This window comes from Mycobacterium sp., from assembly GCF_046330795.1.
In the GTDB taxonomy this organism is placed as follows: Bacteria; Actinomycetota; Actinomycetes; order Mycobacteriales; family Mycobacteriaceae; genus Mycobacterium.
In genome coordinates this window covers 273,153-290,757 of sequence record NZ_JAXLSA010000005.1, presented here as the reverse complement: position 1 = coordinate 290,757, position 17,605 = coordinate 273,153, and the positions used below count along the sequence as shown (strand labels likewise).

The window sequence follows — 17,605 nt, the reverse complement described above, 5'->3', positions numbered from 1 at the left end:
CGCTGCTGGTGGACTCGTTCGGGCTGCCCAGCGGCAGCGGGAACTCGGGGAAACCGTCGCGGTTGTTCTCGGCGAACTCGATCCACGCCCGCACCCCGGGCGAATCGACGGTCAGCGCCGAGGTGGATTCCCGCTCCCGCACACAGAAGTCGTCGAAGCTACCCGCGTCCGGGAGTGCGACCTGGTCAGTGCCGCTGGAGAGCGCCGAGTACATGCCGTTGGCCTCCAGCATCGTGGTGCCGATCAGTGTGGCGTCGCCGTGCACGTGGTCCATGGCGGCGAAGAACGTGAACCGGCCCTCGTTCTGCACCACGCCGAAGGTGAAGCAGCCCCACTCCAGCGGACTGGGGATGTCGATGACAAGGCGGTGAATCTCGTCGACCGTCAGATGCCCGTGGTCGATCGGCTCGAACTCGATGTCGTCGGGATCCTCGATCGCGTGCCGGATGAAGTGCCCGTCACCGGCGTCCTCGAACCAGCTGCGGAACGTGTCGTGCCGGCGCAGGTAGGCGTTGAGCGCCTGGTTCATCGCGCCGATGTCGCATTCACCGACCGCCTCGCACCCACCGATGATCTGACGCGAGAAGTTCAGTCCGCCGGCGGTGCGCTCGCTGTAGTTGCGGAGGTGCTGGCCCTGCATGTAGCTGACCGGGACCGGGCTGGCCGGCGCCCTGGCCACCGTTGCCGCCGAGGCGGCCGTGGGACGCCAGGAGGTCACCACGCCCGGGGTCAGGGGCCATTCATCGAGCGTGCCGATGGTGATCTTCCCGATTCGCACGATGCCCTTTCCCGGCCCTTTCCCGGCCCTTTTCCGTACTTCTCCGCGCCCTCTCCGCGCTGGACCGGCGGCGCTGGTAGCCGGCTCAACATACCTTCATACCCCCGTCGCATCGTTTCCGTGGAAGCCGGTCGCCGCCGCCCGGCCTGACCCCGGGCAACCGCACCGATGTCGCGACGTGCGTATGTTGGCTGTCGAAAACCCGATCTCGCGCCGGGTGGCTTCCGCACAATGGACCCGAGGGGGAAGCAAGCAGTATGGGATTTGCTCGAGGCCCGGTCGACCCGGGTCAGGGATTTGCGATCATCGGATACGCAGCGCGGTTCCCGGGGGCCGCGGACGCCGACGAATTCTGGGACGTGTTGCGGGAGGGCCGTGACGCGGTCTCGGAGGTGCCCGCCGACCGCTGGGACGCCGACGAGTTCTTCGACCCCGAGGCCGGCGCCCCCGGCAAGGTGGTGACCCGGCGCGCCGGGTTCGTCGACGACGTGACGGCGTTCGACGCCCCGTTCTTCGGCATGTCGACGCGCGAGGCCCGGCTGCTGGATCCGCAGCATCGACTGCTGCTCGAGACGGCGTGGCGCGCGGTGGAGCACGCGGGCATCGCGCCGACCTCGCTGGCCAACAGCAATACCGGGGTGTTCGTCGGTCTGGCCACCCATGACTACTTCGGCATGGCGGCCGGCGAGCTGACGTACCCCGAGATCGAGGCCTACATGGCCATCGGCACGTCGAACGCGGCGGCGGCCGGCCGGATCAGCTACCGGTTGGGACTGCAGGGACCTTCGGTCGCGGTCGACACGGCGTGCAGTTCATCGTTGGTGGCGATCCACCAGGCCTGCCAGGCCCTGCGGCTGGGGGAATGCGACCTCGCACTGGCCGGCGGCGCCAACGTGATGCTCACCCCGGCCACCATGATCACGTTCTCGCACGCGCACATGCTCGCGCCGGACGGCCGGTGCAAGACGTTCGACGCCGCTGCCGACGGCTACGTGCGCGGCGAGGGCTGCGGCGTGATCGTCATCAAACGGCTCGCGGACGCCGTGGCCGACGGCGACCGGATCCGCGCCGTCATCCGTGGCAGCGCGATCAACCAGGACGGCGCCTCCGGCGGACTGACCGTGCCCAATGGCATTGCACAGCAACGGGTTATCGCCGATGCCCTGGAGCGATCGGGTCTGCGGCCGCCCGACGTCGAGTACCTCGAGGCGCACGGCACCGGCACGTCGCTCGGCGATCCCATCGAGGCCCAGGCCGCGGGCGCGGCATATGGGTCCGACCGCCCGGCCGACCGTCCGCTGCTGATGGGTTCGGCCAAGACCAATATCGGGCACCTCGAAGCGGCCGCGGGCATCGCGGGCGTCATCAAGGTCGTCCTATCGCTCGAGCACGAGTTGCTGCCGCAGCATCTGCACTTCCACACCCCGTCCCCGCACATTCCGTGGGATCGGCTGCCGGTGCGGGTGGTCACCGAAGCCACCCCGTGGCAGCGGGGCGAGCGGCCGCGCATCGCGGGCGTCAGCTCGTTCGGATTCGCCGGCACCAACGCACACGTCATCCTCCAAGAAGCTCCAGTAGCTCCGGCCGCCGATCCGGAGATTCCCGACGGTAAGCGCGTGCGGGTCCTACCCCTGTCGGCGCGGACGCGCGCGGCGCTGGTTCAGGTCGCCGATCGCTACCGCGGCTGGCTGGACGCCCACCCGGACGCCGCCCTGTCCGACGTCTGCTTCACCGCCGGCGCCGGCCGGGCGCACCTCGAGCACCGGGCCGCCCTGGTGGTGAACTCTCGCGAATCCGCGGTCGATCTGCTGGGCGCACTCGCCGACGACCGACCCGCCCCCGGCCTGGTCCGCGGCGAGTCCCACGACATACCGAAGACCGCATGGCTGTTCACCGGGCAGGGCAGCCAGTACCCCGGGATGGCCAAAGAGCTGTTCGACACCGAGCCGGTGTTCGCCGCCACGCTGACCCGCTGCGCCGAAGTGCTCGATGGTGTGCTCGAAAAGCCGTTGCTGGACGTCATTTTCGGTGCGGATGAGGACACGCTTCGGCAGACCTCCTACGCCCAGCCCGCGCTGTTCGCCGTCGAGATGGGCCTGGCGCGGCTGTGGCAGTCCTGGGGTATCGAACCCGACGTGGTGCTGGGTCACAGCGTCGGGCAGTACGCGGCGGCCTGCGTGGCCGGAGTCCTCAGCCTCGAGGACGGCGCCCGGCTGATCGCCGAACGCGGTCGGCTGTTCGGCAGCCTGCCCGCCGGCGGCCGGATGGTCGCGGTGTTCACCGCCGCCGAGCGCGTCGAGAATCTCACCGACGAATACCCGAGCCTGGCGATCGCGGCGTACAACGGCGCCAACACGGTGCTGTCCGGACCCGCCGGCGAGCTCGAGAAGGCGGTGGCCCGGCTGACCGCCGACGGGGTGCGCTGCGACTGGCTCGAGACCAGCCACGCGTTCCACTCCTCGTTGCTGGATCCGATCCTGGCCGAATTCGCCTCGTACGCAGACCAGTTCACCTTCTCGGCACCGCAGCGCATCCTGATCGACAATCTCACCGGCACGACGCTGGGCCGCAGCACCAAGCTCGACGGCGAGTACTGGCGCCGGCATGCCCGCCGACCGGTGCAGTTCGCCAAGAGTGTGCGCACGCTGTCCGATCTGGGCGTCAAGGTGCTGCTCGAGATCGGCCCCCAGCCGGTGCTGACCGCTGCGGCGCTGCGCGCCTGGCCCGAACCGGCCACCACACCGAAGGCCATCGCGTCGCTGCGCCGCACCACCGCCGACGCCCGGCAGATCTCCGAAGCCCTGGCCGACGCCTACGTGCTGGGTCAGCTGCCCGACTTCGCCGCCGTCGCCGCCGGCCACCAGGTCGACCTGCCCGATTACCCGTTCGAGCGCCGCCAGTACTGGTTCCGCGACAACCGGGAGCGGCCGAACCAGCAACAGCGCATGGGTGTGCGCACCGAAACCGTCCGGCTGCTCGAGGACGGCCGCATCGACGAGCTGGCCGCACTGCTCGGCGGCGATCCGCAGAGCCTCGATGTGCTGCAACGCCTTGCCGCACAACACAATCAGCAGCGCAGCGCGCAGTCCGTCGTCGACGAACGCTACGAGATCCGGTGGCAGGCCGGAACCGCTGCTCCCCCGGCCGCCGACGACGACGCGGCCTGGATCCTGGTCGGCGACCCCGCGACGCTGGCCCCGCTGGCCGGGCTGCTGACCGAGCGGAGCGCCGAGCATCGTGTCATCGGCCTGCCCGTGACCGACGCGGACGAGGAGGCGCTCGAGGCGCAGTTGCACGAGGCGGCCGAGGGCAAGCCGTTACGGATCGTGCTGGCCTGCGCACCCGACCCCGCGGAAGGCTCCGAGTCGTCGACGCAGTCCCTGTCCTGGGTGCAGCGGCACGTCCTGGTCGGCGCCCGGCGACTGTTCCGCGCAACGGCTGCCGCCGGTCTGCGCGCGCCCATCTGGGTGGTGACGCAAGGCGCGCAGCGGATCGCCGACACCGACACGGTGTCGCCCGAGCAGACCTGTCTGTGGGGATTCGGCCGAGCGGCCGCCCTCGAGCTGCCACAGGTCTGGGGCGGATTGGCCGACCTGTCCGACGGCAGCGCCGCCCAGTGGTCCCAGTTCGTCGACCAGGTGCTGGCCCCGGCGAAGGACGCGGCCGTCCGGGAGGACCAGTTCGCCCTGCGCGACGGCGCGGTCCACGTCCCCAGACTGGTCCGCCGTACCGGCCCGGCCAACTCCGCACCACTGCAATTACGCGGTGACGCAACCTATCTGGTGACCGGTGGGCTGGGCTCGATCGGCCTGGAGATTGCCGGCCACCTGGCCGCGCGGGGCGCCCGGAGTCTGGTGCTGACCAGCCGGCGCGCCCCGGGCGAGGCAGCTCAGCAGCGCATCGACGCCCTGCGCGACCAGTATGGCGCCGACGTCCGGGCCGTGACCGCCGACGTCGCGGACGCCGATGACGTGACCCGGCTGCTCGACCTCCTGCGCGCCGAACTGCCGCCGCTGGCCGGGATCGTGCACGCCGCCGGTGAGATCGGCACCACCCCGCTGGGCGCCCTGGAGGATTCCGAGGTCGACCGGGTTCTTTCCGGAAAAGTCTGGGGTGCTTGGTATTTGAGTGAAGCAACCGCCGATCTGGAGTTGGATTTCTTCGTCAGCACCTCCTCCATCGCATCGGTGTGGGGCGGATACGGCCAGACCGCCTACGGGGCAGCCAACGCCTTCCTCGACGGGCTGACCTGGCGGCTGCGCGGTCGCAGCATCCGCGGGATCAGCGTCAACTTCGGCCCCTGGGCCACCGGCATGGCTGACGAGCAGTCCCGCGCGCGGCTGGCCGAACGCGGGATCAAGACAATGTCGCCGAGCGACGCGCTGACCGGACTGGCCGATCTGATGGCCGCCGACGGAACCGCGCAGGGAGTGCTCGCCCGGATCGACTGGGAGCGCTTCCTGCCGCTCTACCAGCAGACCGGACGTCGTTCGCTGATGACCGAGCTCGAACGCGAGATACCCGAAATCGTTTCGGCGCCAACGGCTTCGGGCAAGACCGAACTGGTGGAACGGCTCACCAACGCCCCGGTCCAGCAGCGCCGGAAGCTGCTGCTCGACCACTTGCGCAACGCGGTCGCCGACGTCACCCGCGTCGATCCCGCCGAGATCCGGGAGGACGCCGGGTTCTTCGACCTCGGCATGGACTCGCTGATGGCCGTCGAGATGCGCCGCCGCATCGAAGCGGGGGTCGGCGCCGAGATCCCGGTGACCCTGGCGATGGACCACCCCCGGCTGTCCGACGTCGCCGACTATCTGCTGGACGACGTCCTGGGGCTCGCCGAACAGTCCGCCGCGGTGCGGACCCCGCTCACCACCGCCGTCACCACCCGCACCGATGAGCCGATCGCCATTGTGGCCGTGTCGTGCCGATTCCCCGGTGCACCCGACCCCGAGGCCTTCTGGGAGGTCCTCAACGAGGGTGTCGACGCGATCCGCGAGGTGCCCGAGGACCGTTTCGATATCGACGAGTTCTACGACCCCGACCCCGACACACCGGGAAAGACCTACACCCGCTTCGGCGGATTCCTGGACGGCATAGACGGTTTCGACCCCGAGTTCTTCGGCATCTCCCCGCGCGAGGCGGTGTGGATCGAACCACAGCAGCGGCTGATTCTCGAAACCGTCTGGGAAAGCCTCGAGCGGGCCGGGTACGGGCCCTCGGCACTGCGCGGCAGCCGCAGCGGCGTGTTCGTCGGGGTGGCCGCCAACGAGTACGCGCACCTGCTCTCGGCCGAGCCGATCGACAAGATCGAGCCGTACTTCATCACGGGCAACGCGCTCAACGCCATCTCCGGGCGGGTCGCCTTCGCGCTCGGGTTCGAGGGGCCGGCCGTGGCCGTCGACACCGCGTGCAGTTCGTCGTTGGTGGCGGTGCACCAGGCGTGCCAGGCACTCAAGTCCGGCGATTGCGACCTGGCGGTGGCCGGCGGCGTCAACGTCCTGCTGTCCCCGGTGACGGTGATCGCCGCGTCGCGGGCCCGGATGCTGTCGCCGGTGGGACGGTGCAAGACATTCGACGCCTCCGCCGACGGCTACGTGCGCAGCGAGGGCTGCGGCATCCTGGTGCTCAAGCGGCTCGGCGACGCCCAGCGCGACGGCGACCGGATCTGCGCGGTGATCCCCGGCAGCGCCGTCAACCAGGACGGCGCGTCCAGCGGCCTGACGGTGCCCAATGGCGGTGCGCAGCAACGGCTCATCACCACCGCGCTGGCCCGCGCCGGGCTGGTGGGCGGCGACGTCGACTACCTCGAGGCGCACGGCACCGGCACCCCGCTGGGTGACCCCATCGAGGTGCAGGCCGCCGGCGCGGTGTACGGGGCGGCGCGCGACGCGGACCGGCCGCTGCTGATGGGCTCGGTGAAGACGAACATCGGTCATACCGAGTCGGCCTCCGGCGCCGCCGGCCTGATCAAGGTGGTGTTGTCGCTGCAGCATGAGATGCTGCCGCAGAGCCTGCATTTCGACACCCCGTCACCGCACATCCCGTGGGACTCGCTGCCGGTTCGGGTGGTGGACAAGGCAATTCCGTGGGAGCCGAGCGGCCGGCCGCGCCGTGCCGGGGTCAGTTCCTTCGGGTTCACCGGCACCAACGCGCACGTGCTGATCGAAGAGGCCCCGGCGACCGCCGACGAGCCGACGGCGGCCCCGACCGACACACCCGACGTGAATGTGCTGGCGCTGTCCGCCCGCTCACCCGAAGCACTCATCGAGCTGGCCCGGCATTACGACACCTGGCTCGAATCGCACCCGGACGCCGACCTCGCCGACGTGTGCTTCACGGCGGGGACCGGCCGGTCGCACTTCGAGCACCGCGCGGCGCTGGTGGTCGATTCGGTCCAGTCCGCCCGCGACGCCCTGTCCGACCTGACCGAGAACCGGCTGCGGCCCGGGGTGCTGCGTGGCGAGCACGCCAACCGCCCCACCACCGCCTGGCTGTTCACCGGGCAGGGCAGCCAATACCCGGGTATGGCGCGGGAACTGTTCGACTCCGAGCCGGTTTTCGCCGAGACGGTACGGCAGTGCGCCGCCGCGGTGGCCGACATCGTGGAACGGCCACTGTTGGATGTGCTGTTCGGCACCGACCGGGACACCGGCGACGATGGAAAGTCATTGCGGCACACGTCGTATGCCCAGCCGGCGCTGTTCGCCGTCGAGATGGGGCTGGCCCGGCTCTGGCAGTCACTGGGCATCGAGCCCGATGTCGTACTGGGCCACAGCGTCGGGCAGTACGCCGCCGCCTGCGTCGCCGGGGTGTTCAGCCTCGAGGACGGCGCCCGGCTGATCGCCGAACGCGGCCGGCTGTTCGGCAGCCTGCCCGAGGGCGGCCGGATGGTGGCCATCTTCACCGATCCCGAGCAGGTCGAAGAGGCCACGACCGATTTCCCCCGGGTGTCGGTGGCCGCCTACAACGGACCCAACACCGTGCTGTCGGGCCCCGGCGAGGACCTCGAGAAGATCGTCGACCGGTTCGGCGAGGACGGGATCCGCTGCACCTGGCTGGAGACCAGCCACGCCTTCCACTCCGAGCTGCTCGATCCCGTGCTCGACGAATTCGAGTCCTACGCAGCACGACTGACGTTCGCTGTGCCCACGCTGCCGCTGGTCTGTAATCGCACCGGCGCCGTGCTCACGGCCGACACCCCGCTGGATGCCCAGTACTGGCGGCGGCATTCGCGCAATCCGGTGCAGTTCGCGGAGAGTGTGCGCACGGTGGCCGCGCTGGGCTGTTCGGTGCTGATGGAGATCGGTCCGCAACCGGTGCTCACCGGGGCGGCCGTGCAGGTCTGGCCGGAACATCTGGCCGCACCGCGAGCGATCGTGTCGCTGCGCAAGGGGGTTCCGGATCGGCGCCAGATCCCCGACGCCACGGCGGCCGCCTATGTCAGCGGTCATCAGCCGAATTTCACTGCGCTGCAACAGCATCGAGCACACAAGCTGGAGCTGCCCACCTATCCGTTCCAGCGCCGCCGGTTCTGGCCGAGATCGGCCGGCATCAGCCTCGACGGTCCGGCGGTCTCGGGAATCCTGGGCGCCGCGAAGGATCTGGCCTCCGGTGACTCCGTCTACACCAGCCGGCTGTCCGTCAAGACCCAGCCGTGGCTGTCCGACCACGTCATCTACGGCACCGTGGTGGTGCCGGGTGCCACCTACGCGGCCATGGCGCTGGCTGCCGCCGGTCCACCGGCGCGGGTCAAGGATGTCTTCTTCTACGAGCCGATCATCCTGCCCGAGAAAAGTTCCCGTGAGGTGCAGCTGACGCTGCATCCGTTGCCCGACGGCAGCGGCTCGAGCTTCCAGGTGCACAGCAGGCCGTACGGGGTTCCCGACTCCGAGTGGTCGCTGAACGCCGAGGGCAACCTGGAGCAGGGCACCGGCGAGGAAACGCCCATCGAGTTCGAGGATCCGGTCGACACGGCCGTCGAGCGTCTGGAGCGGATGCGCCCGCAGGAACTGTTCGAGACGTTCGCCGACATGGAACTCTCGTGGGGGCCGAACTGGTCGGGTTCCCTGAAGTCCCTCTGGCTCGGCGAGGGCGAGGCCGTCGGCGACATCACCGTCGGCGAGGAACTGGCCGAGCACCTCGGAACCGAACCGATGCATCCCGTGCTGCTGGACCTGTGCACCGGTGTCGCGTTCCCGGCGTTCCCGGCCCTGCTGGCCGCCGAACAGGGCGTACACGATCTGTTCCTGCCGCTGCGTTACGGGCAGGTGCTGCTGCGGGAGAAGATGCCGCGGCGGTTCTATTGCCGGGCCCGCTGGCACGAGAGCGCGCTCGACAGCGAGACCCAGGTGTTCGACCTCGATTTCGTCGGCCGGGACGGTCAGTTCCTGGGCGGGATCCGCGAGTTCACGGTCAAGCGCGCCCCGCGTGAAGCGCTGCTGCGCGGCCTCGGCGGCGACGCCTCGCGACTGCTGTACACCCTGGGCTGGCACGAGGTGCCCGCGACCGCCGCCCCCGACGATGCGCCCGCGCCGCTCAGCGGCACCTGGCTGATCGCCGGGTTCGACGAACTGGCCGCGCAGGTGCCCGGGTGCATCCCGCTGGACCGCAACACCGATCCCGAACTCCTGGGCCAGGTGCTGACGGACGCGCAGCAGCGCGGCATGGGCTTCGCCGGGGTTGTGTGGCGGGCCGCCGGGGCGTCACCCGGCGAGTCCACCACCGCCGCGGCCGCCCGGCTCGAGGCCGAGGTGGCCAACCTGCTCAGCGCCGTGCACACCGTGCAGGGCGGCCAGGTGAAACTGCCCGGCGGCCTGTGGATCGTGACCGAACGCGCGGTGGCCACCGAGTCCGGTGAGCCCGTCGACCCGGTCCAGGCGGCCCTGTGGGGCCTCGGGCGCACCATCAGCAACGAGGAACCCGCGATGCGCAGCCGGCTGGTCGACACCGACGGCTCGCCGGAGGCCGCCCGCGCACTGGCCGGCCTGCTCGGCGCTCCCGTCGACGAGCCCGAACTGGCTGTGCGCCAAGGGAAGATGCTGGCCTCCCGACTACTGCCATGGGCCCGCAGCGGCCACCTCACGGTGCCCCGCACACCGGACTTCGTGCTGGCCCCGACCGAACGTGGCGCCATCGACAACCTGCGCCTGACCGAGACCGAGGTGGCACCGCCCGCCGAGGGCTATGTGCAGGTGCGGGTCGATGCGGCCGGGCTGAACTTCCGCGACGTGCTCAACGTCCTGGGCCTCTACCCCGGCGATCCGGGGCCGATCGGCGGCGACTTCGCCGGCGTCGTCACCCAGTTGGGCGACGGCGTCACGGGAGTCGAAGTGGGCCAACGCGTCTACGGCTCCATGCAGGGTGCGTTCGCCAGCCGGTTCAACGTTCCGGCCCAGTTCCTGGCGCCGATCCCGGACGGGATCAGCGCGGTCGAGGCTGCCACCATTCCCGCTGCGGCGCTGACGGTGCGGCTGGCGTTCGATTGGGCGCAGCTGAAGCCGGGCGACAAGGTACTGATCCACGCCGCCAGCGGCGGGGTGGGCCTGGCCGCGATCCAGATGGCACAGCAGCACGGCGCCACCGTGTTCGCGACGGCCAGCACGTTCAAGCGCGACACGCTGCGCAAGCTGGGCGTGAAGTACGTCTATGACTCGCGCACAACGGATTTCGCTGACCAGATACTGGCCGATACGGTCGGCTCGGGTGTCGATGTCGTCCTCAACTCCCTGACCGGCGAAGGGTTCATCGAGGCGACGCTGCGGGCCACCGCCCCCGGCGGGCGTTTCGCCGAGATCGCCAAACGCGACATCTGGACCGCCGAGCAGATGGCGCAGGCGCGTCCCGACATCGATTACGAGATCGTGGCATTGGACACGGTGATGTTCACCGAACCCGATCGCATCCGCGATCTGCTCACCGAGGTGTCCGACGGTCTGGCTCATGGCCAGTGGGCGCCCCTGCCCGCCGAGATCTACCCAGTGACCGAGGCCCGTGCGGCGTTCCGCCGCATGCAGCAGGCGCGGCACATCGGCAAGATCGTCCTGCAGGTCCCGAAACCGCTGACCCCCCAACCCGATCGGACCTATCTGATCACCGGCGGACTCGGCGCCATCGGTCTGCACACGGCGTCGCACCTGGCCCAACTCGGCGCCGGGGACATTGTTCTGACCAGTCGGCGTGCCCCCGATGCCGAGGCCGCGCAGGCCATCGCCGAGATCACCGATCGGTACCGGTGCCGCATCCATGTGTTCGGCGCCGACGTCGGCGACGAGTCCGAGGTCGCTGCGCTGCTGGACCGGATTCGTGCCGAGCTGCCGCCGCTGGCGGGCGTCGTGCATCTGGCCGGCATCCTCGACGACGCGCTGCTGGCCCAGCAGAGTGTCGAACGATTCCGGACGACGTTGGTACCCAAGGCATTCGGTGCCCAGTACCTGGACCGCCTGACCAAGGACGACGATCTGGACTTCTTCATCGTGTCCTCGTCGGTGTCCAGCGTCTTCGGCTCCCCCGGCCAGGCCAACTACTCGACGGCGAATGCACTGCTCGACGGCCTGGTCGCCCGGCGCCGGGCAGCGGGCCTGCCTGCCACCGGCATCAACTTCGGCCCCTGGGCCGACGGTGGGATGGCCTCCTCGGATGCGGCACGCGCCAATCTCGGCGCGCAGGGCCTGATTCCGCTGGAGCCGTCGGCGGCGCTCAGCGCGCTGGCCGCCGTCGTGGCCAACGGAACCGGGCAGGCCACCGTCATCAACGCCAACTGGCAGCGGGCCGCGAAACTGTTGGGCGCGTCCCGCCCGCCGATCCTGGACCTGGTGCTGCCCCGGGCCGCCGGTGAGGTCATCGGCGACAGCGAGTTGCTGAAGCAGTTGCAGGAGATCCCGGTGCCACAGCGCGCCGCCTTCGTGACCGAGTTCCTGCAGCAGGAGGTGCAGCACTTCCTGCGGCTGGCCCAACCGCCTGCCGCGACCAGCCGGTTCCTGGACCTCGGGACCGACTCCCTGATGGCGATCGAACTGCGCAACCGGTTGCACAGTCAGTTCGGTGGAGCGTTCACGATCAACGCGACGGCGGTGTTCGACTATCCGACGATCGGTGGCCTCGCCGAATATCTGGTGGCCCAACTGCCGGATGCGGGCGGGGAGACCGGGGCGGAGATCCCGCCGGAAACCCCCACCGAACCCGAGGAGTCCGATGTCGCCGGGCCTCCTGCTCGCGGAACAACACCACTCGCTGAACCCGGCGAGTCCGATGTCGCCGGGCCTCCTGCTCGCGGAACAACACCACTCGCTGAACCCGGCGAGTCCGATGTCGCCGGGCCTCCTGCTCGCGGAACAACACCACTCGCTGAACCCGGCGAGCAGGGCGCCGAATCCTCGGACTGATCCCGTGTTGACCGGTTCCACGCCGGTGTGTCGGATGTGATCTCCGTAACGGTTTGGCCTGCGTAACAGCGGCCGACCGGCGGTTTTGGCTGTGGTTCTGCCCGCCAAACCCACCGGTCGGTAGAACGACGGATGAATTCGCCGTCATGGACTTGCGTTCAAGTTACCGGCCGGTATAGTTAGGCCCAGGTTACTGGTGGGTAACTTATCTCGGTCCGTCTTCGATTCGGTCGTGGAGTACCCAACCAACCATCAATTCAGGTGGCAGTCTCATCGAGGAGGAAGTCCGTGAGCCACTACAAGTCCAACGTGCGTGACCAGGAATTCAACCTGTTCGAGGTATTGGGCATCGACAAGGCGTTCGGCCAGGGCAAGTTCGCCGACCTGGACGTCGACACGGCCCGCGAAATGCTCAGCGAGATGGCCCGCCTGGCGGAGGGCCCCGTCGCCGAGTCGTTCAGCGACGGCGACCGCAACCCGCCGGTGTTCGATCCCGAGACCCACACCGTCACGCTCCCGGAGAGCTTCAAGAAGTCGGTCCGCGCGATCGTCGACAACGGTTGGGACAAGGTGGGCCAGGACGAGGTCCTCGGCGGCACGCCGGTTCCCCGCTCCCTGCAGTGGGCGATGGTCGAGCACATCCTCGGCGCCAACCCCGCGGTCTACATGTATGCCATGGGCGCCGGGCTGGCCAACATCTTCTACAACAACGGCACCGACGAGCAGAAGAAGTGGGCCGTCATCTGTTCCGAGCGCAACTGGGGCGCCACCATGGTGCTGACCGAGCCCGATGCCGGATCCGACGTCGGCGCCGGCCGGACCAAGGCCACCCAGCAGCCCGACGGCAGCTGGCACATCGACGGCGTCAAGCGGTTCATCACCTCCGCCGACTCCGATGACCTGTTCGAGAACATCTTCCACCTGGTGCTCGCCCGCCCCGACGGCGCCGGGCCGGGCACCAAGGGCCTGTCGCTGTTCTTCGTCCCGAAGTTCCACTTCGACCATGAGACCGGCGAGCTCGGTGAGCGCAACGGTGTGTTCGTCACCAACGTCGAGCACAAGATGGGCCTCAAGGTTTCGGCCACCTGCGAACTGACCTTCGGTCAGCACGGCGTGCCGGCCCAGGGCTGGCTGGTCGGCGAGGTCCACAACGGCATCGCGCAGATGTTCGACGTGATCGAGCAGGCCCGAATGATGGTGGGCACCAAGGCAATCGCCACGCTGTCGACCGGTTACCTCAATGCGCTCGAGTACGCCAAGAGCCGCGTCCAGGGTGCTGACATGACCCAGATGATGGACAAGACCGCACCGCGCGTCACCATCACCCACCATCCGGACGTACGCCGCAGCCTGATGACGCAGAAGGCCTACGCCGAGGGTATGCGCGCGCTGTACCTGTACACCGCGTCGTTCCAGGACGAGATCTGCGCCGAGGCCGTTCACGGCATCGATGCCGATCTCGCGTTCAAGGTCAACGACCTGCTGTTGCCGATCGTCAAGGGCTTCGGCTCGGAAACGGCGTACGCGAAGCTGACGGAGAGCCTGCAGACCCTCGGTGGTTCCGGCTTCCTGCAGGACTACCCGATCGAGCAGTACATCCGCGACGCGAAGATCGACTCGCTCTACGAGGGCACCACCGCCATCCAGGCGCAGGACTTCTTCTTCCGCAAGATCGTCCGCGACCAGGGCAAGGCGCTGGGCTACGTGGCCAGCGAGATCGACACGTTCATCCAGAACAAGTCGGGCAACGGCCGGCTCAAGGCCGAGCGCGAGCTGCTCGCCACCGCCCTGGCCGACGTGCAGGCTATGGCCGCCACGCTGACCGGCTACCTGATGGCCGCGCAGGAGGATCAGGCCAGCATCTACAAGGTGGGGCTGGGATCGGTTCGGTTCCTGCTCAGCGTGGGCGAGCTGATGCTCGGCTGGCTGCTGTCGCGTCAGGCCGCGGTCGCCATCGAGAAGCTGGACGCCGGTGCCACGGGTGCCGACAAGTCCTTCTACGAGGGCAAGATCGCGGTGGCGTCGTTCTTCACCAAGAACGTGCTGCCGATGCTCACCAGCACCCGCAGCATCATCGAGAACCTCGACAACGAGGTGATGGAACTCGACGAGGCGTCCTTCTGATCGCAACCTGATCGCATCGACGAAGTGGGCCCGTGTACCTGGTACACGGGCCCACTTCAATGCGTCCGCCCGGCTTCGTTGGGCGCTAGCGGCTTCTAAAAATAATATTGACATATTATTTTTAGAAGGGAACGCTGTCTTCATGCCCTCCACCGCATCGACCCGTCGCAGCCAGGCCGAGCGCACCGCGCAGACCCGGCGCGCACTCCTCGATGCGACCTGTGAAGCCCTGGTGGACGTCGGGTTCAAGGCCACCACCACCGCCGAGGTCGCACACCGTGCGGGCGTCTCGATCGGCGCACTGCAGAGCCACTTCAGAACCAAGAACGAGCTGCTCACCGCCGCGGTTGCGCACTCGTTCGATCGTCGGATCGACGAGTTCGGGCTGTTGATGGCGAATCTGGATCCGGCCTCCGACCGGCTCGATGCGGCAATTGACCTGCTGTGGTCGATGTTCTCGCAATCGACGTTCACCGCCTGGCACGAGCTGTGGGTCGCCGCACGCACCGACCCTGGCCTGGCCCGTGCCGTGATCGACATCGATCGACAGTTCGCGGCCGCGTGCGATCGCGCTTACGCCGAGATCTTCCCGACCGGCAACGCCGACAACACCGAGACCCGCCAGCAGCTCCAAACGGGGATACACATGGTCTTCGCGCTGATGAACGGATTGGCGGTGGGGACGTCGCTGGACGGCTACGACCCCTACCCCGTCGATGAGGTGCTGTCCGCATTCAAGGCGATGGTGCGCCCGATCATTTCCAGCGAGCAATCATGAACGTCAAACCCGCCGTGCGCGCACGCCGCATCCGGTTCTCCTACCCCACCGGCTCGCTGGAGCGGCACTTCGTGCGCGGCGACCTGCTGATGAGCCACATCGTGGCGCACCTCTCCGCGACCTTCCCGGAGGGCGAAGATTTCTTCATCCGGTCGGTGCGCCGCTTCGCCGACCAGATCACCGATCCCGAACTGAAGTCGCAGATCCAGGGCTTTATCGGACAGGAAGTCACCCACGGGCGTGAGCACCGCGCGTTGAACGAGCGCCTGCATCAGATGGGCTACCCATCCCGTCGTATCGATCGGGGCACCCGCATGGACTTGGCGGCCTTCGAGCGCCGCCTCGCGCCGCTCACCTGTTTGGCGATCACCGCGGCGCTGGAACATTTCACCGCGGTGCTGGCCGAGACCCTGCTCACCGATGAACGCGCGCAGGAACTGCTGGGGCCATCCGAGGTACGGGCCATGCTGTTGTGGCACGCGATCGAGGAATCGGAGCACCGGTCCGTCGCGTTCGACGTCTACCAAGCGGTGGGCGGCAGCGAGCGTCGGCGCATCTGGACCATGCGCATCATCAGGCTCACCTTCACCTTGAACGTGGGTTTCTTCGCCACCGTCTCACTCCTTCAGGACCCCGCCAGCTACCACCCGGTCCGACTGTTCCGCAGCCTCGCTCGGCTGCGACACTCGCCGTTCCTCTCCCGTGCCGTGCTAGCTCGGCTGCGCGCGTACACCAGGCCCGGGTTTCATCCCGACGACATCGACAACACCGCGTTGCTCGAGCATTGGACGGCGGAGTTGTTCGGCGAACGCGGCGTACTGACCGACCACCTGCGGTGACGGAGCCGGACAAAAGAGGGCGGGTTCGGGAGGACAATTGAGGGCGTCTTCATTTCTCGCGCGTCCGGCTCTCGCCTCTGTGCCGGCACTTCGGATCAGTCACTCCCGAACCCGTCGTGCCGATGACTGTACGCCCGCATCGGGGCACGCACCAGAGCTTGGCGGACGGAAGTTTTCCTCAGTTGAGGGGTGCCGTCGCTGGAGCCCCCTCGCATCCAGCGACGGCTCTTCCCCCAGCGAAAAGACCTGGAGAAAGAGGATGCTCCGTGTTGCCGTCGGGTCGGGGGGTCAGACGGCAACACGGAGCTATCCGGTACATCGGATACCCGGCGGCGGGCGTTACAAACCTCAGATTTCCAGAATTGCCGTCACACCCTGACCCCCGGCGGCACACACCGAGATCAGGCCGCGCGCCGGCTTGCCGGTCTCCGCTTTCTTCTGGGCCAACTGCTTGGCGAGTTGGGCGACGATCCGCCCGCCGGTGGCCGCGAACGGATGGCCGGCGGCCAGTGACGAGCCGTTGACGTTCAGCTTGGACCGGTCGATCGGGCCCAGCGCCGCGTCCAGGCCCAGCCGTTCCTTGCAGTACTCCTCGGACTCCCAGGCGGCCAGGGTGGCCAGCACGACCGACGCGAACGCCTCGTGGATCTCGTAGAAGTCGAAGTCCTGCAGCGTCAGGCCGTTGCGCGCGAGCAACCGGGGCACGGCATACGTGGGCGCCATGAGCAGGCCGTCGGCACCGCTGACGTAGTCGACCGCCGCGGTCTCGCCATCGACGAAGTAGGCCAGCACCGGCAGGTCGTGGGCCTGTGCCCAGTCCTCGGAAGCCAGCAGCGCCACCGACGCACCGTCGGTCAGCGGGGTGGAGTTGCCGGCGGTCATGGTGGCGTCGCCGTTCTTGACACCGAACACCGGCTTGAGGGTGGCCAGTTTTTCCGGGGACGAGTTGGGCCGCAGATTGTCGTCGCGGTAGAGGCCCAGGAACGGGCTGACCAGGTCGTCGAAGAAGCCGGCGTCATAGGCCGCGGCCATGTTGCGGTGGCTCGCGGCGGCCAACGCGTCCTGGTCGACCCGTTTGATCCCCATCTTCTTGGCGGTGATCGCCGCGTGCTCGCCCATCGACAGCCCGGTCCGCGGTTCCCCGTTGGTGGGGATCTGCACGCCGATCGACGCGGGCAGCTTGCCGACCAGCTTGAGACGTTCCACATTGGATTTGGACCGGCGCAGGCCGAGCAGGGCGCGGCGCAGGTCGTCACCGAACGCGATCGGCGCGTCGGACGTGGTGTCCACACCACCGGCCGCGGCCACCTCGTAGCGGCCCCTGGCGATCCCGTCGGCGGCGGCGATGGCCGCCTGCAGACCGGTTCCGCATGCCTGCTGCAGGTCGAACGCCGGGGTGTACGGCGACAGCGAGCTCCCCAGCACACATTCGCGCATCAGGTTGAAGTCCCGGCTGTGCTTGAGCACCGCGCCACCGATGACCATGTCGAGGCGCTGCCCGGTGAGGTTGAACCGGTCCGCCAGGCCGTCGAGGACCGCGGTGAACATGTCCTGGTTCGATGCCTGGGCATAGGCGCCGTCGGAACGCGCGAACGGAATCCGGTTGCCGCCGAGGACGGCAACACGTCTGGTCTGCTTCGATGCACTGCTGGTCACGAGAATTCTCCCGTTGATTCGGTTCTGGCCGGCAGGGGTTTGAGGT

Annotated in this window: 6 protein-coding genes; 4 read left to right on the top strand and 2 right to left on the bottom strand. The window is 68.6% G+C overall.

The features are described 5' to 3' along the window. Positions 1 to 778 (bottom strand): condensation domain-containing protein (locus tag U0R18_RS18185; RefSeq protein ID WP_526370953.1); only part of this gene is annotated, 778 nt, incomplete at its 3' end. 257 nt (positions 779 to 1,035) lie between these two features. Between U0R18_RS18185 and U0R18_RS18180 the strand changes: the two genes are divergently transcribed. From U0R18_RS18180 to U0R18_RS18165, 4 genes are all read left to right on the top strand, one after another. Further along, entirely contained in the window at positions 1,036 to 12,162 is an 11,127-nt protein-coding gene (locus U0R18_RS18180; RefSeq protein WP_526370951.1) for a type I polyketide synthase, read from the top strand. A 288-nt stretch (positions 12,163 to 12,450) separates the two neighbouring features. Continuing rightward, positions 12,451 to 14,286, top strand: a complete 1,836-nt coding sequence (locus U0R18_RS18175; RefSeq protein WP_526370949.1) for an acyl-CoA dehydrogenase C-terminal domain-containing protein — start codon at positions 12,451 to 12,453, stop codon at positions 14,284 to 14,286. Positions 14,287 to 14,428: 142 nt separating this feature from the next. After that, the gene (locus U0R18_RS18170) at positions 14,429 to 15,064 is read left to right on the top strand and encodes a TetR/AcrR family transcriptional regulator (protein ID WP_526370947.1); all 636 of its coding nucleotides are present in this window, start codon (positions 14,429 to 14,431) and stop codon (positions 15,062 to 15,064) included. Beyond that, complete coding sequence (locus tag U0R18_RS18165) at positions 15,061 to 15,903, top strand: metal-dependent hydrolase (RefSeq protein WP_526370945.1); 843 nt, start codon at positions 15,061 to 15,063, stop codon at positions 15,901 to 15,903. Before U0R18_RS18170 ends, U0R18_RS18165 begins: the two co-directional genes overlap by 4 nt. 348 nt (positions 15,904 to 16,251) lie before the next feature. On the opposite strand, the gene U0R18_RS18160 is transcribed toward U0R18_RS18165, so the two are convergent. Then, complete coding sequence (locus tag U0R18_RS18160; RefSeq protein WP_526370943.1) at positions 16,252 to 17,559, bottom strand: acetyl-CoA C-acetyltransferase; 1,308 nt, start codon at positions 17,557 to 17,559, stop codon at positions 16,252 to 16,254. Between the last annotated feature and the right edge of the window lie 46 nt (positions 17,560 to 17,605).